Annotated in this window: 22 protein-coding genes; 8 read left to right on the top strand and 14 right to left on the bottom strand. The window is 41.2% G+C overall.

What is annotated here, in order from left to right:
- The first annotated feature begins 161 nt into the window (after positions 1-161).
- Positions 162-371, top strand: a complete 210-nt coding sequence (locus ACTWQL_RS23665; RefSeq protein ID WP_221563960.1) for a DNA-dependent RNA polymerase subunit epsilon — start codon at positions 162-164, stop codon at positions 369-371.
- 3 nt (positions 372-374) lie between these two features.
- On the top strand, positions 375-2042 hold the full coding sequence (gene rnjA, locus ACTWQL_RS23660; protein WP_443144818.1) for a ribonuclease J1: 1668 nt from the start codon (positions 375-377) through the stop codon (positions 2040-2042).
- A 473-nt stretch (positions 2043-2515) separates the two neighbouring features.
- Here rnjA and ACTWQL_RS23655 read toward each other — a convergent pair whose 3' ends face one another.
- From ACTWQL_RS23655 to ACTWQL_RS23630, 6 genes are all read right to left on the bottom strand, one after another.
- Positions 2516-3178 carry a potassium channel family protein gene (locus ACTWQL_RS23655; RefSeq protein WP_443144817.1) on the bottom strand — a complete coding sequence of 221 codons (663 nt, stop codon included), beginning with the start codon at positions 3176-3178 and terminating at the stop codon, positions 2516-2518.
- A 59-nt stretch (positions 3179-3237) separates the two neighbouring features.
- A complete protein-coding gene (locus tag ACTWQL_RS23650) occupies positions 3238-4257 on the bottom strand; it encodes a cytochrome d ubiquinol oxidase subunit II (protein ID WP_443144816.1) in 1020 nt (339 codons plus the stop codon).
- Between the two features lie 12 nt (positions 4258-4269).
- Positions 4270-5598 carry a cytochrome ubiquinol oxidase subunit I gene (locus ACTWQL_RS23645; RefSeq protein WP_443144815.1) on the bottom strand — a complete coding sequence of 443 codons (1329 nt, stop codon included), beginning with the start codon at positions 5596-5598 and terminating at the stop codon, positions 4270-4272.
- 717 nt (positions 5599-6315) lie between these two features.
- On the bottom strand, positions 6316-8118 hold the full coding sequence (locus ACTWQL_RS23640; protein ID WP_443144814.1) for an ABC transporter ATP-binding protein: 1803 nt from the start codon (positions 8116-8118) through the stop codon (positions 6316-6318).
- A gap of 12 nt (positions 8119-8130) precedes the next feature.
- A complete protein-coding gene (locus ACTWQL_RS23635) occupies positions 8131-9885 on the bottom strand; it encodes an ABC transporter ATP-binding protein (protein ID WP_443144813.1) in 1755 nt (584 codons plus the stop codon).
- Positions 9886-10154: 269 nt separating this feature from the next.
- Positions 10155-10703 (bottom strand): peroxiredoxin, encoded by a 549-nt coding sequence (locus ACTWQL_RS23630; RefSeq protein ID WP_443144812.1) that lies wholly within the window; start codon positions 10701-10703, stop codon positions 10155-10157.
- A 328-nt stretch (positions 10704-11031) separates the two neighbouring features.
- On the opposite strand from ACTWQL_RS23630, the gene ACTWQL_RS23625 reads away from it, so the two are divergent.
- Together ACTWQL_RS23625 and ACTWQL_RS23620 are read left to right on the top strand one after the other, a co-directional pair.
- Positions 11032-11874 carry a mechanosensitive ion channel family protein gene (locus ACTWQL_RS23625; RefSeq protein WP_443144811.1) on the top strand — a complete coding sequence of 281 codons (843 nt, stop codon included), beginning with the start codon at positions 11032-11034 and terminating at the stop codon, positions 11872-11874.
- 55 nt (positions 11875-11929) lie between these two features.
- Positions 11930-12133 carry a ChaB family protein gene (locus ACTWQL_RS23620; protein WP_443144810.1) on the top strand — a complete coding sequence of 68 codons (204 nt, stop codon included), beginning with the start codon at positions 11930-11932 and terminating at the stop codon, positions 12131-12133.
- A gap of 125 nt (positions 12134-12258) precedes the next feature.
- Here ACTWQL_RS23620 and ACTWQL_RS23615 read toward each other — a convergent pair whose 3' ends face one another.
- The 6 genes from ACTWQL_RS23615 to ACTWQL_RS23590 form a co-directional block, all read right to left on the bottom strand.
- A complete protein-coding gene (locus ACTWQL_RS23615; protein ID WP_443144809.1) occupies positions 12259-13608 on the bottom strand; it encodes a TrkH family potassium uptake protein in 1350 nt (449 codons plus the stop codon).
- A 108-nt stretch (positions 13609-13716) separates the two neighbouring features.
- A complete protein-coding gene (locus tag ACTWQL_RS23610) occupies positions 13717-13965 on the bottom strand; it encodes a YkuS family protein (RefSeq protein ID WP_261133810.1) in 249 nt (82 codons plus the stop codon).
- A 361-nt stretch (positions 13966-14326) separates the two neighbouring features.
- Positions 14327-14482, bottom strand: a complete 156-nt coding sequence (locus tag ACTWQL_RS23605) for a hypothetical protein (protein ID WP_443144808.1) — start codon at positions 14480-14482, stop codon at positions 14327-14329.
- Between the two features lie 320 nt (positions 14483-14802).
- Positions 14803-15930: an N-acetyldiaminopimelate deacetylase gene (locus tag ACTWQL_RS23600; RefSeq protein WP_443144829.1), complete on the bottom strand. Its 1128-nt coding sequence runs from the start codon at positions 15928-15930 to the stop codon at positions 14803-14805.
- A gap of 21 nt (positions 15931-15951) precedes the next feature.
- Positions 15952-16671: a 2,3,4,5-tetrahydropyridine-2,6-dicarboxylate N-acetyltransferase gene (gene dapD, locus ACTWQL_RS23595; RefSeq protein ID WP_443144807.1), complete on the bottom strand. Its 720-nt coding sequence runs from the start codon at positions 16669-16671 to the stop codon at positions 15952-15954.
- Between the two features lie 75 nt (positions 16672-16746).
- Positions 16747-17622, bottom strand: a complete 876-nt coding sequence (locus tag ACTWQL_RS23590) for a LysR family transcriptional regulator (RefSeq protein ID WP_443144806.1) — start codon at positions 17620-17622, stop codon at positions 16747-16749.
- A gap of 122 nt (positions 17623-17744) precedes the next feature.
- Between ACTWQL_RS23590 and ACTWQL_RS23585 the strand changes: the two genes are divergently transcribed.
- Entirely contained in the window at positions 17745-18485 is a 741-nt protein-coding gene (locus ACTWQL_RS23585) for a sulfite exporter TauE/SafE family protein (protein ID WP_443144805.1), read from the top strand.
- 1 nt (position 18486) lies between these two features.
- On the top strand, positions 18487-18852 hold the full coding sequence (locus ACTWQL_RS23580; protein WP_443144804.1) for a VOC family protein: 366 nt from the start codon (positions 18487-18489) through the stop codon (positions 18850-18852).
- 35 nt (positions 18853-18887) lie between these two features.
- Here the strand turns inward: ACTWQL_RS23580 and ACTWQL_RS23575 are convergent, their stop codons facing one another.
- Positions 18888-20411, bottom strand: coding sequence for an MDR family MFS transporter (locus tag ACTWQL_RS23575; protein WP_443144803.1), 1524 nt, complete (start codon positions 20409-20411; stop codon positions 18888-18890).
- Between the two features lie 79 nt (positions 20412-20490).
- On the bottom strand, positions 20491-21546 hold the full coding sequence (gene corA / locus ACTWQL_RS23570) for a magnesium/cobalt transporter CorA (protein WP_443144802.1): 1056 nt from the start codon (positions 21544-21546) through the stop codon (positions 20491-20493).
- A 175-nt stretch (positions 21547-21721) separates the two neighbouring features.
- Between corA and ACTWQL_RS23565 the strand changes: the two genes are divergently transcribed.
- Together ACTWQL_RS23565 and ACTWQL_RS23560 are read left to right on the top strand one after the other, a co-directional pair.
- Positions 21722-21895, top strand: a complete 174-nt coding sequence (locus ACTWQL_RS23565) for an aspartyl-phosphate phosphatase Spo0E family protein (RefSeq protein ID WP_261133804.1) — start codon at positions 21722-21724, stop codon at positions 21893-21895.
- Positions 21896-22145: 250 nt separating this feature from the next.
- On the top strand, positions 22146-23144 hold the full coding sequence (locus ACTWQL_RS23560) for a glycosyltransferase family 2 protein (protein ID WP_443144801.1): 999 nt from the start codon (positions 22146-22148) through the stop codon (positions 23142-23144).
- The last annotated feature ends 324 nt before the right edge of the window (positions 23145-23468 follow it).

Here is a 23468-nt window from a genome sequence, read left to right as displayed (position 1 = left end):
TTGATGAGATTAATTTGGTATCTTATGTATTCAGATACCTTTTTTACATAGGCACCTTCTCCCTAATTGCATAATCGAATCAAAAAAACATGAAAATCCAATAGAATTCATTTATAATATACGAAGATGATTCTAATTGAAAACGGTAAGGAGAGTTAAGCATGATTTACAAAGTATTTTATCAGGAGAACCTTCAAGAGGTAACAGTCCGTGAAGAAACGAAAAGCCTCTATGTTGAAGCAGACTCCGTACAAGCAGTTCGTTCATTCCTAGCTGATCGGAATTATAATATTGAATTTGTTCAAGAAGTGACAGGATCACATCTGGAATACGAACAGCAATCTGAAGATTTTGAATTGGAGACAAGATAACACATGAAATTCGTAAAAAATCATCAAACAGCAGTGTTCGCATTAGGCGGACTTGACGAAATTGGTAAAAACACGTATGGGATTCAGTTTCAAGATGAAATCATTCTGGTAGACGCTGGAATCAAATTCCCTGAAGACGAGCTTTTAGGTATTGACTACGTCATTCCTGATTACACTTACCTCGTCAAAAATGTCGATAAGATCAAAGGTTTATTCATTACTCACGGACACGAAGATCATATCGGCGGGATTCCTTATCTACTACGCCAAATCAATATACCGATTTATGGCGGAAAACTAGCACTGGGCTTGATCAAGAACAAATTGGAAGAACATGGTCTTCTTCGCAGAGCAAAACTATATGAAATCCAAGAGGATGACGTCATCAAGTTCCGTAAAACATCTGTAACGTTTTTCAGAACGACTCATTCCATCCCTGATTCATATGGAATCGTCGTCAAGACTCCTCCAGGGAACATTGTTCACACTGGAGATTTCAAGTTCGATTTTACACCAGTTGGAGAAGCAGCAAACTTGAACAAAATGGCTCAAATCGGCCAAGAAGGTGTTCTATGTCTGCTTTCAGACAGTACAAACAGTGAAGTACCTGGTTTTACAATGTCAGAAAGCCGTGTGGGAGAAAGCATCCAGGATATTTTCCGCAAAGAAGATGGTCGGATCATCTTTGCGACTTTCGCATCGAACATTCACCGGTTACAGCAAGTTGTTGAAGCGTCTGTTCAACATAACCGTAAAGTGGCTGTTTTCGGACGAAGCATGGATTCATCTATTGCGATCGGTCAGGAGCTTGGTTACATCCGGGCCCCTAAAGATACGTTTATTGATGCGAACCAAATCAACCGTCTTCCTGATAACGAAGTGACGATCTTATGTACAGGAAGCCAGGGTGAACCAATGGCAGCGTTATCCAGAATCGCCAATGGTACTCATCGTCAGATTCAAATCATTCCTGGAGATACAGTTGTTTTCTCTTCTTCTCCCATCCCAGGAAACACACTAAGTGTAAGTCGTATAATCAACCAGCTGCATCGCGCAGGTGCAAATGTGATTGCTGGATCATTGAATGACATCCATACTTCTGGACATGGCGGACAACAAGAACAAAAACTTATGCTCCGTCTAATGAAACCGAAATACTTCATGCCGATCCATGGTGAGTACCGTATGTTGAAGATGCACACAAAACTTGCGATCGACTGTGAAGTTGAAGAAAATAACTGTTTCATTATGGATAATGGTGAAGTTCTTGCGTTGAGTGAAAATGAAGCTTCAATTGCTGGTAAAATCCCATCCGGTTCGGTCTACGTTGACGGAAATGGAATCGGTGATATTGGAAATATCGTTCTACGTGATAGAAAAATTCTTTCTGAAGAAGGTCTTGTTGTTGTCGTTGTCAGCATCAACATGAAAGAGTTCAATATCGTATCTGGACCAGACATCATTTCTCGAGGATTCGTATATATGCGTGAATCTGAAGACTTGATCAATGATGCTCAAGGGATACTATCTAAACACTTGAATGGCATGATGGAACGTAAAACGACACAATGGTCTGAAATCAAAAATGAAATCACAGACGTACTTGCTCCTTTCTTATATGAAAAGACAAAACGTCGCCCAATGATTTTACCAATCATCATGGAAATCTGATTTTCAAAAGAGCGATCCTTTATTGGATCGCTTTTTTTTATGCTTTGTTATACGAATTTTCGCGAAATTCACTACCTTTACGAGGCCGATCCGCAAGCCTCCTCACATGCACAGGACGTGCTGCTTCGCCGTTCAACAATGGAAATGGTAGCTTTAGTCGAAGAACCTTTAAAAGAGTGTGGGGTCTTGTCTGGCTAGCTGTTCCCGCAGGAGTGTCGCAAATTTCGCTTCTCTGTCCGAAATTGCTCCAGGTTCGGCCAGGCTCACGCTCTTTTTTCGCTCCGCTGTCCGAAGTTGCTCCAGGTTCGGACAGACTCACGTTATTTTTTCGCTCCGCTGTCCGAAGTTCGCTTGAATTCGGACAGCCTTGCAGTAATTTTCTTGGACTGTAGACTCTTCTAAATAAATTCTCCCAAAAAATATCAAGAGCATAAAAAACCTGACCTCAACATGCGTTGAAATCAGGTTTTCACTCAATCCATCAATAGATTCTTTTCTAATCGGCTTATATCGTTATCGGCTCCGATTACGATCAAGATATCTCCTTCAACGATTGTTTGGGTCGCTTGCGGTGATACAATGATCTCTTCGTCTCGCTTGATCGCTACCACGTTACATCCATAGTTCGCGCGGACATCGAGTTCAATCAATGTCCTGTCATGCATTTTCTGGCTTGCTATCAATTCTACAATGCTATGCTGGTCGGACAATTCCAGGTAATCCAGGACATTATTGGACATGATGTTGTGCGCGATCCTCTGTCCCATGTCTCGTTCAGGATGGACGATTCGATCTGCACCGATTTTACGGACTACTTTTTCATGGTAATCGTTTTGCGCTTTCACAGTAATATGAGTAACACCAAGTTCTTTTAAAATCAATGTTGTCAGAATGCTCGCCTGAATATTGTCACCAATTGCAACGATGACATGATCGAAATTCCTGATCCCTAAGCTTTTGAGGACACTCTCATCAGTCGTATCCGCAATCACGGCGTGGGTAGCAATCGAAGAAAACTCATTGACACGATCTTCATCAATATCAATTGCCAGTACTTCCATATCATTATTACTTAATGAACGGCAGATGCTACCCCCGAACCGTCCTAGCCCAATTACAGCAAATTGCTTTTTCATACTCATTCCTCCAATTGCCCTAAACGTTCAATCTCATCACATTGTACCATAATTTGAAATTATTTTTCTCGATTTCCTTCAACATATTTAGCATCAAAAAGGAACATACGCATCAAAAGGAACAAAGAAGGTATGAGCAAAAACAATCCAGCGATGAAAGCGATGACCAGAGCAATTCCCATCGTTTCGTTTGTGAACCCAGTATCCAGTGTGATATACGGGTACAAAATGTAGGGCAGATGGGAGACACCATACCCGAAAAATGCAAACAAGAACTGCAGCATGACGAAAATGAACGCTGTCCCATACCGTTTGTTCTTATAAACCAACCATACTGCGATATTAAAACAGATAAAGGAGATGATGAACATATATGAGTAATCAATCATTTTATTGAAATGGTCAATGTTATGGTCACGTAAGGCAAGAAACACAAGAAAGCTTGCAAGAATCGTTGGCGGGCTCCAAAAGAGCGCAAATTTCCTAAGAATCTCTAGTGCTGCCCAGTCTTTCGCTTTGTACGCATAAAAACTTAGGAACATGGCGCTGATATACAATACACTTACAATTGCAAGGAATACGACTGACCAGGAGTAAAAGCTTGTAAACAATTCTTGTACAAGAAAGACGACAGTCCCGTTTTCTTCTGAGATGAATCCACCTTCTGATATCGTAAGCGCGGTTGATAAGGAGGCTGGAATCAACAATCCGGTAGCCCCATATAGAAAGGTATAGATATTACTATCCTTTGATCCATAATTTCCGAAAGCATAAAATGAACCTCTGATTGCGAGTAATACTAAAGCTATACTCCCTGGAACCAATAAGGCAGTCCCATAATAATAGGCTGTGCTTGGAAAGAAACCTACCAGTCCTACAAAAAAGAAGACAAAGAACACGTTGGTGACTTCCCAAACAGGGGATAGATAACGGCTGATGATTGAATTGATAATGTGATCCCGTTTTGTGATTTTTCCATAATAGGCAAAAAAACCAGCTCCGAAATCAATCGATGCCACAATCAGATATCCATAAAGAAAGATCCACAGTACCGTGATGCCGAGTAATTGTATTTCCATCTAATCCCCTCCTTATCGATCCATTTCTTCAAATTCAGTTTCTGCCGGGTTACTCCTGAACATTTTCAACAATACCGTTGTACAAATCCAACCCAAGACGACATAAAGACCGAAGAATAAAATGAACATCGAGCCGACGTGTTCACTTGTGGTCGCCCCTTCTGAAGTTTGCATTACATGCCACAGGATCCATGGCTGTCTTCCTACTTCCGAGAAGATCCAGCCACATTCAATGGCCAGCATTGCCAGTGGTCCAGATACGACAATCGCCATCAAAAGATATTTAGAATAGGGGTTTCCTTTTTTCCATTTATACAACCATATATATTGAGCAGATAAAGCCAGCAGGAACATCCCGATTCCGACCATCATAACAAAGAGATAATGGATGAAGAGCGGCGCAGTTTCATCTTCCGGAAACTCTTCTAAGCCGATGACCTCCGCATTGGGGTCTCCATGTGCAAGGATACTTAAAAATTTCGGGAGCCTTAATCCATATTTCACTTCTCCGTTCTCATCAAGTACACCGCCAACAATCAAGTCTGCTCCTTTTTCCGTCTCAAAGTGCCATTCAGCAGCTGCTAATTTTTCAGGCTGGTATTCAGCGAGATACTTCCCGGAAAAGTCACCAATCAAAGCAGTCGAGATTGCAAAGACAAAACCTGTCACCATCGTAAAATGCAACGCTTTTTTATAATATTCATTATTTCCTTTTTTCAAGATTATGAAGGCGGTTATCGCTGCTAAAACAAATGCTGAAGTTAAATACGCTGATGATATCACGTGCGCTGCCTTAGTAGGTGTAGCTGGATTGAACATCGCAATCAATGGCTGGATCTCAGTGATCTCCCCATTTTCCAACTTGAACCCTTTAGGTGAATTCATGAAGGCATTTACGGTTGAAATGAAAAATGCCGACGCCGATGCTCCGATTACCACAGGTACTGAGAGCAACCAGTGGTAATAAGGATTTTTAAACCGGTCCCACGTGTATAAATAAATACCTAAGAAGATAGCTTCAAAGAAAAAGGCGAATGTTTCTAAGAATAACGGCAGTCCAATCACCTGGCCTGCCACTTCCATGAAACTTGGCCATAATAAGGACAACTGCAAACCGATACATGTACCAGTGACAACACCTACCGCCACCGTCACAACGAAACCTCTCGTCCAGCGTCGAGCTAGTAATCGGTAATGATTATCCTTTCTTCGGATACCTAGCCACTCTGCCCCACTGATGAGCAATGGGACTCCAACACCGAGGGTTGCAAAAATAATATGAAATCCTAGTGTCAAACTTGTCAATAAACGACTGAGCATAACGCTATCTAATTCTGGCACGCTCGAATTCCCCCTCTGAAATACATGATCCAAAAAATCTAGCTAAGCTCCTCTTTTTCCAGGAGATTGAGCCAGGTTGTCCATTTCTTTAAGGCATTGTTAAAGAATGATGTTGATTTCTACGGATATTCACTCCCTTTCCGCGGGCGAACCGTGAGCCTCCTTACGAACTTGGACAATCCGTTGTGGGGTCTCACCAGGCTCGCTGTTCCCGCAGGAGTGTCGTAAATTTCGTTTGAAATAAACAATCAAGATAAACACTAGTTTATTACTGTTACTTTACCCTATTTATAATCTTCTACAAACGGAAAATAGCAAACAGATGTTACAAAATGATTCTAATCATGTGAAACCTTTGTGAATAACATCACAAAGGTTATTCTGGCTGTTATTTTATCAGGTTGAGGTTAGTTTGTGAAGTGTTGAGCAATAAGTGTATTTTTGTAGTTTTGGACATATTTAGCAGGTTTTTAGACATATGAAGGTCGTTTTAGACTTAATTATAATTTTTTAGACTTATTTTGACTTAGCTTAAGTTTTTTAGACTTATGACGTCATTGGTTACGTTTTCTAATGATTTAAGCTGTCCGCCTCGTGGTTTTATCCATGTTTTCATGTCTGAATTAGCTATTTATCTCAACAACATCGTTTATGGGTTTATTGATCGTGCATGAAAAAACCACGAACAGCCTCAAAGCCATTCGTGGTCTCCCACTTTTACATCGCATCCAGCATTTTAAATTGAGAAACGATCAGATCGTAATATTCTCCTTTTTGGCGCATGAGTGAATCATGGTTACCCTGTTCGATGAGATTCCCGTGATCGAGAACAAAGATGTTATCGGACTCACGAATTGTTGATAGCCTGTGTGCAATGATGATTGCTGTTCGGCCTTTAAGCAACGTTTGCAATGCATTCTGGATTTTCAATTCCGTTTCAGTATCGATACTCGCTGTCGCTTCATCCAGAATCAAAATCCGCGGATCCGCAAGCAACGCCCGTGCAAAGGAAATCAATTGACGCTCCCCAACAGAAAGGACATTTCCTCTCTCTTCAACCTCAGTCTCGTATTGATTTTCCAGTTTTTCAATAAATGTACTTGCTCCGACTGCTTCAGCTGCATAGATCACTTCTTCATCTGTCGCGTCAGGACGTCCGAAACGGATGTTTTCCATGATTGTTCCCGAGAAAATGAATGTGTCCTGCAACACCACACTTACTTTTTGTCTCAAACTATCCAGCTTTACATCCCGCAATTCTACACCGTCGATTTTTACAGAGCCTTTTGTTGGATCATAGAATCGACTTATAAGGTTTGCGATCGTTGTTTTACCAGACCCAGTATGACCAACAAGAGCGACTGTTTCACCCGCTTCAATCGTCAAGTCTATTCCATTCAGTGCTTTACGCTTTTCATCATATGAAAATTCAACTTGATCGAATTCAATTTTTCCATCAATTTCATCAAAGGTAATCGCGTCTTTCCGTTCTGACACATTTGGCTGTTCATCCAAAAATTCAAAGATCCTCTCACTGGAAGCCATCGCAACCAGCAATTGGTTATATACTTGCCCCATTCTGGATATCGGCTCCCAGAACATTCCTAGATAGAAGGCAAAGGTTACGAACACACCATAATCCATTCCATTTTGGATCAAATACACACCATACCAGATCAGGATGGCAGTTCCAATTGCATTGGACATTTCTACGAATGGACGGAATACTGCACTTTTCCGAGTGGCATCCTTCCAGCTTTCAAAGGTCTCCCCATTTACACCTTCGAAGAATCCCATGTTTTCTTGTTCCTGTGTATAGGATTGCGTAACCCGGATTCCTTGAATGCTTTCATTCAAATGAGAGTTGAGCTTCGCCTGTTTGATCCGGACTGTCTGCCATGAACGACGGATGTTACGTCGTAATTTTGTTGAGATGAAAAACATGATCGGCAAGACAATCATGATTGCTAACGTCAACTCTGGACTTAAGAAGAACATGATGACGAGTATCCCTACCAGAAGAATGAAGTCCATCAATAGATTGATAACCCCATTCGTAAAAAGTTCCTGTAATGAATTGACGTCATTTATAATTCTGACCAGTATCGATCCTGCTGACCGTTGATCGAAAAATCGATGTGAAAGCCTTTGGATATGCTTGAATAATCCTTGTCTAATATCATAAATGATGTATTGGCCTAATTGATTCGTCCATTTGATCCGGAATGTATTCGCAATCCAAGCTAAGATGTAGAGTCCTGCTATTCCGAATATCAATTGTATGAGTAGGGTTTCGTTCTTATCTTTGATTGCATGGTCGAAAAGCAATACCCCGATGAAGATCGGTACGACCAGGCGAACTGCTGTTGAAATCAACATCGCAATAATTGATTTCGGCAATAAGTTCGACTTATATGGCTTTATATACCCAAAAAGGCGTAACATTTGTGACCAGTTGAATTGTTTCTCAATCGCTTGATCCTGTGAATAATGAAATCTTTTTTTCGTATTGCTGCTCATCGTACCACCTCCTTATCCTGTCTGTCTTTCTTTTATTGCTGCTTTATCTTTATATTGGATGTCATAAACTCTGCGGTACATTCCTTCCTGATTGATCAAATCTTCATGTGTACCACGTTGTGCAATCCGCCCGTCTTCTAGCACAAGGATTTCATCTGCATGCTTTAAAGAAGAGATACGATGCGCGATGATGAATGTTGTCCTGCCTTTCATTACTTCTCTGAAAGCCTTCTGAATCTTGAACTCTGTCTCCATATCAACTGCACTTGTCGCATCATCCAATATGAGAATACTAGGATCAGATAAAATGGCACGCGCAATTGCAATCCGCTGCTTCTGACCACCGGATAGCCCCATGCCCCGTTCACCGAGGATGGTATCGTACCCATCCGGAAGCTCCATGATGAAATCGTGTGCTTGAGCTCTTTTTGCAGCATCAACGATTTTTTCAAACTCAATGTCGGCATCACCATATGCGATGTTGTCTCTAATTGATGAGGAGAATAGGAATGTTTCCTGTAGAACCACACCCACATTCTTTCTTAACGATTTGATGGAATACTCTTTGATATCCCTGCCGTCAATCAATACATTTCCTTCCTTTGGTTCATAGAATCTTGAAATCAGTTGAGTGATGGTGGTTTTACCTGCACCAGTCGCACCTAAAAGACCAATCGTGGTTCCTTTTGACGCTTTGAAGGATACATCTTTCAGTGCATATTCTTCTTCACTTGCGTATTTATGAGTAACATTTGCGAACTCGACATCTCCATTCAACTCGTCGATATGCATCGTGTCCTCTTTGTCCTGGATATCTTCCGGTTCATCAAGAATTTCCAGAAGGCGTTCACCCGAAGCTTTTGATTGGGAAAACGTATTAATTACAAAACCAAGATTCATAATCGGCCAGATGATATACCAGACCAAACTGAAGAATGCGACAAGCTCCCCAGGATTCAATTGGTTGTTGAAGACTAGGAATCCACCATAAGAGAGCAAGAAAACGACACATAGGTTCCCGATCATTTCCATGAGCGGGAAATACTTCGCCCAAATATCTGAAGTGTTCAAATAGTTATCACGGTAATCCTTATTGTTATTGACGAATTTTCCGATTTCGAAGTCCTCACGTGAAAGGGATTTGATCGTATTGATTCCACTGACATTCTCCTGGACTTTTGTATTCAAACGCCCCATCGACTTTCGTATTCCCCGGAATGCCGGATGGACTCTCTTATCGAAACGGTAGACAGCGACAGCTAAAAATGGCAGCATGCCCAAAGTGACGAATGCAAGAGGAATAGAATAGTAGAACATTACACCTAAACTGAAGGATACGAGCAATAGGAAATTGATGACTTGTGCGAACCCGAAGGATAAAAAGAACCGAAACCCCTCGACATCAGCAGTCAAACGCGACATCAGGTCTCCGGTCTTCGCATTGTCATAATATCTGAACGGTAAGTACTGCAGTTTTTTATACAATGCCTCCCTTAGTCGATAGACCGCGGTGACACCGAATAAATCCCCTAAATACTGATGGAAGAAGGTAGCTGTACCTTTGATCGCCATCACAATGATGAAGCCGATCGCCAGGTAAGGTATCCATCTGTATTGTTCATTGATGATCACTTCATCAATCGTGAACTGCAGCAGTATCGGATATATGACGGTGATACCTGATACAAATAATAATGAAAATACGGATAGTAAGAAATAGTTACGATAAGGCCAGTAAAATTCTTTCAAACGTTTAAAAGTATCCACAAAAGCACCTGCCTTTTTTTATGTATTGTTTAAAAAGTCATAATATAAATAATATAACGGATTCCGAAATAAATAACCATAATTTTGCTTAAATTAACTATAAATGTTGGAAAGATCTTCGAAAAAGAAATTGTAAAATCTGTATTTAAGATGCTTATTATTTCATATCGGTTTCTATTACACAACCTTTAATTGAACTAATTTTCTGAATTTATTTGAAGAAAAAAATAGAGCCTAACGCTAGGTTAGGCTCTATCTCAAAATCACCATTAAACGTTAAGTGTTTCTTGACCTGGCTTCCAGTTCGCCGGGCAAAGTCCACCAGTTTGAAGAGCTTGAAGGACACGTAGTGTTTCGTCTACGTCACGTCCAATGTTGTTATGGTTGACAACAGAGTACATGAGCTCGCCTTCTGGACTGATGATGTACAATCCACGAAGTGCTACACCTTCCTCTTCAATCAGCACGCCATAGTCTTCAGAGACCTTATGGTTCGTGTCTGCAGCTAATGGGTATTTTAATACGCCTAATCCGTTATCGTCACGGTTCGTGTTGATCCAAGCCAAGTGAGTATGGATCGTATCAGTTGATACACCGATGACCTCTGTATCAAGATCTTCAAACTCATCATAGCGATCGCTCACTGCTGTGATTTCTGTAGGGCAAACAAATGTGAAATCCATTGGATAGAAGAAAAGGACTGTCCACTTGTCATTCTTCATGTTTTCTTCAAGGCTTACTTTTCCGAATTCTTTGTTTGGAAGTACCGCATCCATTTCGAAGCGCGGTGCTTGTTTTGCTACCATACGTTCTGCCATTCGTAATCCCTCCAAAAAAATGTTTTTAATGTAAGATCGGCACTTAAGCCGCTCTTTCCTCACAATTATTGTACATGCTATATTATAGTCTTTCTCTAGTTAATAGTCAATGTTAAATGAGAATTAATTTAATATAGCATGCTCGACATGCTTACTATAACCAAAAATAGCTGTAAGTAAACGCTTTAAGCATGTCCACTATTTATTCTAACGTGTTTCGATCACCATCTCAAAGGATATACTCATTATATGTCTTATCAATTGCGGCAAACTCACAAATTTCGTTATAGTATTACTAGTCTGTTACTAGAGTCAAGGAGCTGATAACTTGGAAGAATTATTATCGAAGATTGATTGGGCTGAGATTTTGAAAGATGCTGGAATACTTACGTTGAAGTTGCTATTCATCTTGATTGCGTTTCTAATCGTAAAAGCGATTGGTAACCGAATCATCAACACATCATTTGAAAAAGTACAGAACCGCAACAATATGTCAGCCGGTCGAGCAATTACACTGAAAAGTATTACGAAAAGCGTCTTTTCTTACGCACTCATCTTTATTTTAGTAGTGGCAGTCATGGGAACTTTTGAATTAGATGTCACAGGTCTATTAGCTGGTGCAGGTATCATAGGTTTAGCAATCGGATTCGGTGCCCAGGGCCTTGTGAGTGATGTTGTCACCGGTTTTTTCATCCTATTGGAAAAACAGCTAGACGTTGGTGATTATGTAACGGCAGCTGGCTTTGATGGCATCGTAGAAGACACAGGGTTGAGGACGACACACATCCGTGGATTTGACGGAACCCTGCATTACGTTCCAAATCGTGAAATCAGTGCCATCAGCAACCACACTCGAGGAAATATGAGAGCGTTGGTGGATATCGGCATTTCTTATGATGACAATATCGATAAAGCGATTGGGGTCTTGCAAGAAGCATGTGACCGGATCGCCGTTACGAATGAAGATATCATTGAAGGTCCAAATGTCCTTGGTGTACAATCGCTAGGTTCCTCTGATGTAGTCCTCCGTGTGATTGCAAAAACGAGGAATGATATGCAATGGGGCGTTGAGCGAGAACTCCGCAAAGCACTGAAGGAAGCGTTGGACGCAAACGGCATCGAAATCCCGTTCCCACATCAAGTCTACGTTCACAAAAACGAAAATCAATAATGTTTATATGACCGAATTTCCGGGTACCCTTCTTGACAAAAGGAGGGTGCTTTTTATGCCATATGATTCTCACGAAGAACTTCCTGATCAAGTCAAAAACAATCTACCAAAGCATGCACGAGAAATTTATAAAGAAGCATTCAATTCAGCCAGTAAACAATATGACCAGGAAAAAACCGCACATAAAGTAGCCTGGAATGCCGTGAAAGAAAAATACGAAAAAAATGAAAACGACAACTGGGTAAAGAAGGAAAATTAATCAGTGCCAGGTACACTTTCAGAACCCTTAGCGCTGTTGAGTTGCAAAAGTGTACCTGGCACCCATATAAGAAAAGCCCCGTCAGGCTGACTACAGCTTGACGGGGCTTTTTATGGATTATCAGATTAACCTGTAATGATTTCACCGTATGGGTAACGGACTTTGCGGCGAATAGTCGGTTTCGCGAGGATGAATAACAGTGTGAGAGGTCCAAGTTTTCCAAAATACATCAATAGAATGATGACGAGTTGTCCGACTGATGATAATTCACCCGTAATCCCCATCGAAAGACCACATGTTGAAATCGCCGAGACCGCTTCGAACAAAATTTCAATGAAGGATGCGTCTTCCGTAATCATCATGATGAAAACAGTACTAAATAATATACCCAGCAAGATGACAGTTATAGCAAATGCACGGATGATCGTACTATCACTGATTGTACGCCCGAGAATGACCGCTTCACTTTTCCCTCTTAAAAAGGTCGCAACTGAGAGCAATAAAGCGATAAAGGTGGTCAATTTGATTCCTCCGCCAGTCGAGGTACTCCCTGCACCGATGAACATCAGGATGATTGTGAAAAAGACTGAAGCATCTTCCATACTACTTACATCCACGGAGTTCAACCCTGCCGATCTTGGAGTCACCGCCTGAAAATAAGAATTGAACAATTTATCCGAGAGTGTCATCTGACCGATCGTTTTAACATTAGTAAACTCGAGTGTGAAAATGACAATTAATGCGATAAAATTAATTACCACCGTACCGATGATCATCAGTTTCGAATGCAGGGAAAGTTCCCTGAACTTCCTGCTGTAGTAAAGATCGAGTATGACTGTAAATCCTAACCCGCTTAATACGAATAAAGTGGAGATGACCGTTAGAATAACTGGGTTGTTATTGTGACTGATCAGACTGTCGGACCATATGGAAAAGCCAGCACTATTGAAACCTGAGATACTATGAAAAATACTTGCATAAGCTCCCTGTTTCCACCCCATTTCCGGTACCCACAAAGACATCAAAATCAGTGCCCCGATCGTTTCTGAAACGAATGCAAAAATCAACAAAACTTTAACCAACCGGAGAATTCCCCCATATGATGACTGGTTGAGTGCCTGCTGAATCAAAAGCATGAATCGTATCCCTATTTTTTTACTTAGCATCAGGACGATCAACACCGCAAAGGTCATGATTCCTACACCGCCTGCTTGTATCAAGCATAAAATGACGATTTCACCGAACAGCGTGTAAACGGAACCTGTATCTACCACAACAAGTCCGGTAATCGTAGAAGCTGAGGTCGATGTGAACAACGCGGTCAGCCAGGTAATCTCTTCCTCGGTGGCTATCGGTAATTTCAACAATAATGTTCCAAGCGTAATCAATGCGATAAAAGAAAACGCTAAAATTCTTGGCGGTGTCAATACAATTCTTTTAAATTGTTCAGGAATACCTATATTCTGAAGATTCATATGTACAATTCCCTCTCAAACCACAAAACTATCTAGAGAACTAAGTATACCCAAATATACCCATTATGTACATTTGGAAAAAGAAAAGAGGACAGCTGATGCTATCCCCTACTGTTGGTTCAAACGTTGGTCAACCTGTTGGCAAACTTCATCTGCCGAAAAGCCGTGCGCATTGATTACTGAACCTTTTGTAACGGCATTTTGGATCCCCATTACATTTTGATCCTGGCCAGTGATCACACAACAATCACAGTCTTCTGCATCCTGTTCTTGGCGTAATTGTTTTACTTCATATCCTTTGCTTTGCAATGCCTCTTGTACATCTGTCAACGATTGTTCTACTCCGATTCTTGGCATTTCATCCACCTCCTCTGCGAATATTGTTAATGTAACCTCATCAAAGGAGTGCTATACATAATATGGAAGATTGAAAAACTGCTCTCTGAAACAATTTCTATTCTGAGATCCCAACATTTTCAGAACAATCGTTAACGGACACTAGGGACCTTATTTCAAGACTTTTATCGTAAATCAGCCGGTTTGTTCTCATTTAACGACTCTGCTGTCCGTTAATTTTTTGCTAGACTCTTTCTGGTTAATTACGCTTTGTCGCCCTTGGAAAGGGAGTATAGTACCACGCCCTTACAATCGAAATGTGAAAAACAACAATCTTTACTAAAGGCTCTTTTCTAAAAGATTGTTGCTTTTGAGTCATTTTTTAAAAATCACCTTGTGCAAGTTGATTGGAGAGCAAGGTGCGAGACTCCTCGAAAATGAAAATTGCATTTTCTTCGTGCGATGTAACGCTGCCGAAGCTTTTCTTGTCCTGCGGGATCAGCGTGCCTACTACCTGAATAATCTCCTCGCAAGGCATGCGACGAGGAAGCTCGCTTCGACAGGACTTTCTTGTAGACGCAGGAGCACAAATGCTTCCTTGAAAAGGAGACTCCTGAGGTCGCCAGGCACGAGTGGGCTCACCGCACGCCCCGCGGAAAGCGAGCACCTGAAGCGGAAATCAACGCCTTTTAAAGAAAACTTGGCGAGACCAAGCCTTTTGTAGGTCGAGCCTTAGTTGCCCTTATACTGAAGAAAGTATTTTATACTTTCTTTAAGTGCAAGAGCAACAAAGTATGCACGAAAAGAGCCTTACGAAAAGAGAAGTAAAAAAGAGCCCCATATCGGGACTCTACTTACTTACTTCATTTTATCTTCTAAATAACCGATCAAGACAGTGGTCGCTACTTCTAACGCATCTTCTTGGGGTTCAATTTTCGAATGATGAAGGCCATATGGCGTTTCCACACCGAGCCAAAACATGAATCCCGGTATTTCTTTCAAGAAATAACCGAAATCTTCCCCTGTCATTGCTTTATCAACAACGCGTATTGGATATAGAGGCAGATTATACTCTAGGAACTCACAAAATTCCCTTGTAGGTATTGGATGATTATCGACTTGATAATAGTTCGCACCATAATCGATGACAGCCTGACACTCAAAACCGGCTTCTATGCCTTTTACCAGTGCCTCAATCCGTTTCTTCACAATAGTCATCGCTTCTGGAGATAGTGTACGGATCGTTCCTTCGATTCGAGCGTTTTCTGCTATGATATTCTGCTTGGTTCCGCCTGTAATTTTACCAATGGTCACTACCACAGAATCGAGCGGATCCATATTCCGCGACACAATCGTTTGCAGCTGTGTGACTAGGTGACTTGCCGCCACTACCATGTCATTCGCCTCATGGGGATATGCTGCATGCCCTCCCTTGCCCTTTAAATCGATGAAAAGCTCAGAAGTATTAGCAAACAGCAACCCTTCCTTAATACCGATCGTTCCTACTGGAAGATTTGGAGCGATATGCAATGCAACCATCATATCCGGACGTACGGCATTAAATTCATTACTTTGAAGCATCGGCAATGCTCCCCCAGGACCTTCTTCAGCCGGCTGGAACACAAATACCAGATTGTCTTTCGGGCGGTTCTTTGCAAAATGTGTCAATACACCTAAAGCGATTGTCATATGAAAATCATGCCCACAAGCATGCATCATTCCAGGATGTTCAGAACGGTAATCATAAGTGGTTTCCTCGCTAATCGGCAATCCATCAATGTCGGTTCTGTAACCGATCGTCTGTTCAGGAGCAGAACCAATCACTTTCACCAGCAACCCTGTTCTCCACTCTGTGATTTGAAGAAAATCTTGAGGAAGCGTACTCATGTAATTTAATAAAAATTGCTGGGTTTTCACCTCTTGAAAACCCAGCTCAGGAATCCGATGCAATTCACGTCGGATTTGTATTAGTTGTTCGAGAGGCATCATGTGTCGCTCTCCCCTTTATTAGTCTTCTTTCAATTGGCGAAGCTCTTGTTTGATTTCAGTCTTCCCTTTCGTCTTCTCATCGATCTTCTTGATTACGCGAGCTGGTGTACCAGCAACCACGGACATTGGAGGTACATCTTCTGTAACGACCGCTCCTGCAGCGACAACAGAGCCTTCACCGACGCGTACACCTTCCAAGATGACCGCATTCGCTCCAACGACAACACCATCTTCAACAACCACTGGGCTTGCTGAAGGCGGTTCAATAACACCGGCTAGGACTGAACCTGCACCGATGTGGCAGTTTTTCCCAACTGTCGCACGTCCACCAAGTACAACATTCATATCAATCATCGTACCTTCACCGACAACAGAACCGATATTGATCATCGCACCCATCATGATGACTGCATTCTTTCCGATTTCTACTTGGTCACGGATGACTGCACCAGGTTCGATGCGCGCTTGTACACCTTTAAGATCCAACAAAGGAATCGCTGAATTACGACGATCATTTTCTACCACGTAATCTTCAATCGCTTTTTCATTCATTTCGATTGCTTCCTTTATTTCTTTCCATTCACCGAAAAGTACTCCGGTATTTCCTGTAATGAATGATTTCGTATTTGATCCGAAATCAATGCCTTCCAAAACACCTTTGATATGTACTTTTACGGGTGTAGACTTTTCACTATTTTGAATAAACGAGATAATTTCGTTTGCATCCATCATTTTCATGTGTGTATCCTCCTATAGGCTCGTTTTTCTTTCAATCGCGTTCATTTTATCGTATTTTCCTTCGGATGTTAAGTATTACGTTCTCTGTTTCATCGACTTGATCAAATCGATGAATGCTCGGACTTGCTTCAATTGATGGGAAGCCTCGCTATTGATGATCCAAGTGTCCCTGCTCAAAGGTTCACCATGCTCATTCAATATCGGGATTGTATGGATATTCCTGTCTTGCCTCGTCAAGCTTATTGAAGGCAGGATCGCATAACCAATACCATTCAATGCCATCTGCTTACATGTTTCGATCTGATCGACAACAATTGTCCGTTTTGGCGGAGACTTGAATTTCTTCACCCACCAGTCCTGTATCTCTTGATAATAGGTGGAATGGCTCTTGAATTGGATGAAAGGTCTGGAAGTTTCATTCAACTCCTCAAGAGATTGGATTTTCGTATCGACGAGATGAAGCTCATCACTCATCAAATGCTCTTTTGGTCCCTTCCAATCTGGATAACCCCGGATGATCCCCACATGGTAATGATCACTGAACAGCTGCCGCTGGACTTCGCTGCTCCAGCCTGTTACAAGTGAAATTTTCACATTCGGAAACTGTTCCACATATTCCTTCAGAACGTTTGGAAGCCAGTATTGACCAATAATCGATGCAACGGCAATCTTCAACGTTCCATGTACGACGTCTCCAAGCGATAAAATTTCATCCTGCAGATCCTCTTCGGTTTGGAGGGTCTGGTTAACGAATTCAATGACCTTTTCCCCCGCTGGAGTTAGCGTCAACCCTTTTTGGGATCGTATAAAAATCTTGGCTCCCCATCTTTGTTCGATCGATTGCAATCTCTGGCTCAGAGCTGGCTGGGAGACATAAAGCCGTTCAGAGGCTTTACGCATATTCAATTCGGCAGCCAAAACGTTCAATACTCTAAATTCTGTCATCTGCATGCACTATTCACACCTTCACTGATAAGTTATTCTTATCATAGATCATAAAAAAACCGTTATTTTATTATAGCTGACTTTCCCATATGATAACAATAGACGCTAAAGTGGAAGAAGGTACCATTATGACTCTCCTATTAATCTTTATCGGTTTTGTGGCTACATTCATCGGCACACTCGCTGGAAGCGGTGGCCTCATAAATCTGCCAGCCATGCTGTTGGCTGGAATCCCGGTTCATAATGCCATCGCTTCTAACAAATTTTCCAATATGCTTAGTTCCTTTTCAAGTTTTTTCGTCCTCTTGAAAAGAAAGGAAGTAAAGCTGAACGCCGCTTTGAAAATCGCCCCTTTCAGCTTTATTGGAGGAATCATTGGCGGTTTGATTGCATCGTCACTAACGGAACGGACGATGATCATCATCGGAATCTGCCTATTGGTTATCGCTTTTCTCATCTCTTTCATCAAGAAACCGCCACAACAAGAGAATGGACATGAAAAATTATCGTTTTGGAGTTATCCGGGATTATTCGGAATCGGCACCTATGATGGCATGTTCGGACCAGGTCAGGCAACCTTCCAAATGTACCTTTTCTTTTATCAAGGAATCTCTTACCTTCGTACCATCGCTTATACAAGATTCAATACGTTTCTAAGCTGTTTCGGAGGCTTCATCAGTTTCTATGTAACAGGATATGTCCGTTGGGATGTAGCAATCCCACTATCCATCGGTTCTTTGATTGGAGCTCAAGTCGCCGTCCGGCTTGCTGGTAAATTATCAAAATCTGTAGTGAAATTGATCTTACGGATCATCACGGTGTTACTTTTCATTCAACTGATCTATCAGTTTCTAGGGGGGAATTTATAGGATGAAAATCAAATTCAAAAGACTTCATCATGTTCAAATCTGTATACCGACTGGTGAAGAGGAGAAAGCTCACAGGTTTTACAGCGAGGTGTTGGGAATGACAGAAATCGAAAAACCGGAAGCATTGAAAAGGAATGGCGGTTTATGGTTCCAGGTTGCGGACATCGAATTGCATATTGGAACGGAACCTTATACGGAAAAAAGCAAGAGACATCCTGCATTTGAAATAGCAGATCTTGATGGGATAAAAGATCATCTGCAAGCACATGATGTCAAAATTAAAGAGGAAATACAGATTCCAGGAATGAAACGCTTTTCATTCTTCGATCCTTTTCAAAATCGAATCGAATTCCTTGAAACACAATAAGGAAAAAGAGCGGACCAGTGTGTAGTCCGCTCATTTTAATTCTGTTCAGGTTTCTGCTCATCCTTCTTTGGGAGAAATGCAATTAACAGAAAGCTTATGGTAGCTAATATACAAACTCCGATATAGACACTATCAAGTGAGAACGTCAAACCTTCTTGTAAAATCTCAAGGGTTTCTGGGGATAATTTATCCCGCTGCGATTTTTCCAGAAGGATGTTTGCTGCATCAATTGATAATGATTCATCCAAATCCGCTCCATGTTCCTCTAAGTAATTTTGAAGCCGATTGTTCAGAATACCTCCTAAAAGCGTTGCTCCGATCGCACTTCCAAGAATCCTCATGAACATATTTGACGCTGTTGCGACTCCTCGTTTTTCCCAATTAACCGATGATTGGATAGAAACGATAAAGGTCGTAGTCGAAAGCCCCATTCCTACACCGATGATGAATGAACCGATGGCAGCCCAAATCGGTCCTTTTACCGGATCAAGAGCAACAAAAAACAGCGATCCCAAAACAAGTGCGATCCCTCCACCGAGAGCAACCGTCCGGAAACCTAGCTTTATGATCAATCTTCCAGCCAAGGTAGAGGCAATCGGCCAGCCGATCGACATGGTGGTAAGGGTAAATCCTGCAACTAGAGGAGACTCCTCCATGACACCCTGGACATAAGCCGGTAAAAAAGAAGAAATACCGAATAAGATTGCACCAGTGGTCAGTGAAGCAAGATTCGCTAATGTGATCAACCGATCCTTCCAAATACTGAGAGGCATAGTCGGTTCAGCAGCACGACGCTCCTGGATGATGAACAATAAGAAGCTTACAGCAAAGGTTCCGATCAACCCAATGATTTGCCACGACGTCCAAGGAAGTGAGACACCGCCCTGTATCAAGGCAATCATCAAACTGCTGACAGCAACGAAAATCAACAATGCGCCTATGTAATCAATCTTATGTTTCTTCTTCTCGATGTCCTCATGTAAAAATAAATTTGTTCCTAATATCGCGAGGATGCCGAGTGGTATATTAAGCCAGAAAACCCACGCCCAATCCCAGTAAAGGACAATGAACCCGCCTAGAGCTGGTCCAAGAACAGCCGAAATCCCCCAGACACTCGCTAAATACCCCTGGATTTTCGCCCGTTCCTCCATCGTATACATATCGCCAACAATCGTGGTTGCAATCGGCATCACTGCTCCAGCACCAAATCCCTGGATTAAACGGGAGATGATAAGCATTTCCATCGTCCCGGCAAAACCGCACATCAACGAACCAATCATGAACATGCTGATACCGAATGTGAAAACGGGTTTTCGACCGAACAAATCGGATAATTTTCCATAAATCAATATCGTCACAGCCTGCATTAACAGATAAGCTGAAAACGCCCAGCTGTATAGTCTGAAGCCACCTAAATCAGCGACGATGCTTGGCATGGCGGTTGAAACGATCGTACCCTCAATGGCGGCCATGAACATCGCCAAAATGACCGCTGCCAGAACAAGTGGTCTGAGCGTAGTCTTTTCCTTGATTCCAGTCAGAATATCTTCCTTCGTCATAGGCTCACTTCCGTTTATTACGTATTAATAATGCCCTCCCATTATATCAACTTTATTCCTTTATTTGTTAGACAATTCATCAGAACCACCGTTTTGTTTTGAAAAAGAGGATCATACCCAAAGTCATCGCAATCATGACACCCCACACAATCGGATATGCCCATCTATCATCCAATTCTGGCATATACTCAAAGTTCATCCCATAGATTCCGGCAATGAATGTGAACGGGATGAAGATCGTTGAAACGATCGTCAATACTTTCATAACTTCATTCATCTTGTTGCTTACACTTGAAAAATAGACATCCAACAGGTTGGTCGCCATCGAACGTGTCATTTCCACCATATCCATCACATGAATGACATGATCGGATACATCCTTTAGATAAAAGCCTGTATTCAAATCAATGATTTTTGATTTTTCAAGCCCTGTTATGATTTCTTTAACCGGCCATACCTGTTTTCGAAGATACATCCCTACATTCTTATAATTATAAATCTTTTGCAGAACCGTTTGATCGGGGTGCAAGACCATTTCCTCTTCTACCTGCTCAATATCAGATGAAATTCGTTCAGATTCGATCAAGTACTGGTCAACGATCGCATCTAAAATGGAATAGACCAGATACCCTGCACTCATGTTTCGGATATTCCCTAGATTTTGTCGAATGGTTTGCCGAACAGGATACAGCACATCCCCCTCCTTTTCCTGGAAAGTGATAATCGTTTGATCTTTTACAAGGATACTGATCTGTTCTTCATTGATATCAATTTCTTCACGATCATACCAAACCATTTTCAAAATCATCAGCACATAATTATCCAAGACATTGATCTTTGGGCGATGTTCTGTATTCAATATGTCTTCTATGAGTAATGGATGTACCCCGAAATCATCGCGGACTCCTTTAAATACCTCCTTATTATGAAGCCCTTCGATGTTAATCCAGGTCACGCTGTCTGTTTCTGCGTACGCTAATGCTTCCTGGATCGTATCGACAGATTTTTCATCTAATGCATCACCTTTATAATCAATTAAAGAGACTTTTGTAAAAGAAGCCTCTTCATCCCCTACATACACTAATGATCCAGGGGGCAATCCCTTTTTCTTTTCCAAATCTTCCTGTTTACCCATTCGATCATCTCCTAATCCATCTATGACTTTTTATCTAAATGCTACTTGTATGATTTGTTAATTTAATTCTATTATTGTCGAATCATTAGAAGTTTCGGCGAAAGACTTCCATAGATCTTGTTTTTGTAAGATAATGTACAAGGTCAACTCGAAACTTTGGTATGGAGGTAAAAAAATGTTAGTTCACACAATCGAACGAAAAAGAGAACAAATGCTAGAGACAGCTCGTGTTTATGGTATGTCATCTAGCGAAACCCTTAAATGCAGCCAAGAGTTGGACAAGCTTCTACAACTTCATTTAGCAAACAACATTCGTGAACGAAACTTGAACAAACTCAAGATTTCCTGATTTTAATATATTGAAATAGGGTCATATTAGCTTGGAAAAGCATTTCAAAGATTAAAATTGGGCAGATCTTTATGGAGTCAACTATTCCCCAATTTACTCATTCCCACACTTCAAAAAAGTTGTGGCATAAATAAAAACCTCTTCGAATTTAAGTATCGAAGAGGTTTCCTTTTTGCATTCATCCCCTGTAGTGACATATACGGTAAATGAAGTAATATACATACTACAAAAATGAGTGAGGAGACTGGATATGCTCATTTCTGTCGTAATGGCTGTATACAACGGGGAACATTATTTACAAGAAGCGATAGAAAGCATTTTAAATCAATCCTATCAGAACTTTGAATTCATCATCGTCAATGATGGTTCACTTGATAATACTGCTGAGATTTTGAAAGACGTACAAGATTCTAGAGTCAGGATCATCCACATTCCGAAAAATAAGGGTGCTGCGAATGCTTTAAACATTGCAATCAAAAATGCTTCGGGTGATTGGATCGCCATCCAAGATGCAGATGACCTAAGCATGCCCACCCGACTGGAAGAACAAGCAGCTTATGTACGGGAACATCCTCATCTAGCAGCAATCGGGACACTTAAAGAATGCATGAGCGGTAATAAAGAAATTCCGTCTAAACGATTACGTACCGAGGAATTCGGTAATTTTCTCGTTTCAAGTGAGCATATGAAAGCATATAGATTCTACATCAACCCTTTATGTCATGGATCCGTCCTTTTTTCAAAGAAAATCTTTAAGGAAGTTGGCGGTTATGATTCCTCTTATAAAATTTGCTATGATTACGATTTGTGGATGAGGATGTTTGAAGTAGGTCCGATCCACAAAATCAACAAGAAACTATATCAATACAGAATACATCCTGATTCCATAAGCAATAAAAAACAACCTTATAATGAAGATTGGGTCGTTGCTTCCACTTATATAAAAAAATCTGTAAAGAAAGCCCGCAATTCAGGACGTGATCCCCAGATCATTGTTTTGGGTAATTTCGAAGCATGTAACGAATTCAAGGAAGTTTCTATGGTCAGTAATATGAAGGTTTACTGCTATATTAATACAACTGATACTGACACCAGCAAAGAAATCTATCGGCTATTTCATGAAAATAAAATCGATGGCGTGATCGTATTGGAAGGCCTTCAATTCAATAACACGTTTCAAGCTCTAGAGGATAAAGGGATGGAAATGAACAAGAACCTTTTCAAAATTTGGGCTGGCTATTGGGGATGAGTGAATAACACTATTTAAGTTCTTATATAAAGGCTGTTTTCGTAAACTTTGTTGCTTTTGAAAGTCGTTGATTTCAGCTCCAGGATGCTCGCTTTCTGCGGGGCGTGCGGTGAGCCCTCAGGAGTCTCGCACCTTGCTATCCAATCAAATTGCACAAGGTGGTTTTTAATAATGACTCAAAAACAACAATCTTTTAGAGGTTCTACGTCAAATGTTGGGGTAGGAGTTCTTGCTCCTATCCCTTAACCTACTTGAAAATCCAATTCTTTATTTTTATGATGTAATAAGATCCGTAAGCGTAACCTATCATAACGGTGGAAACCA

This window comes from Pseudalkalibacillus sp. R45 (assembly GCF_052246725.1).
Lineage (GTDB): Bacteria > Bacillota > Bacilli > Bacillales > Fictibacillaceae > Pseudalkalibacillus.
This window is presented reverse-complemented; position numbering and strand designations above follow the sequence as displayed.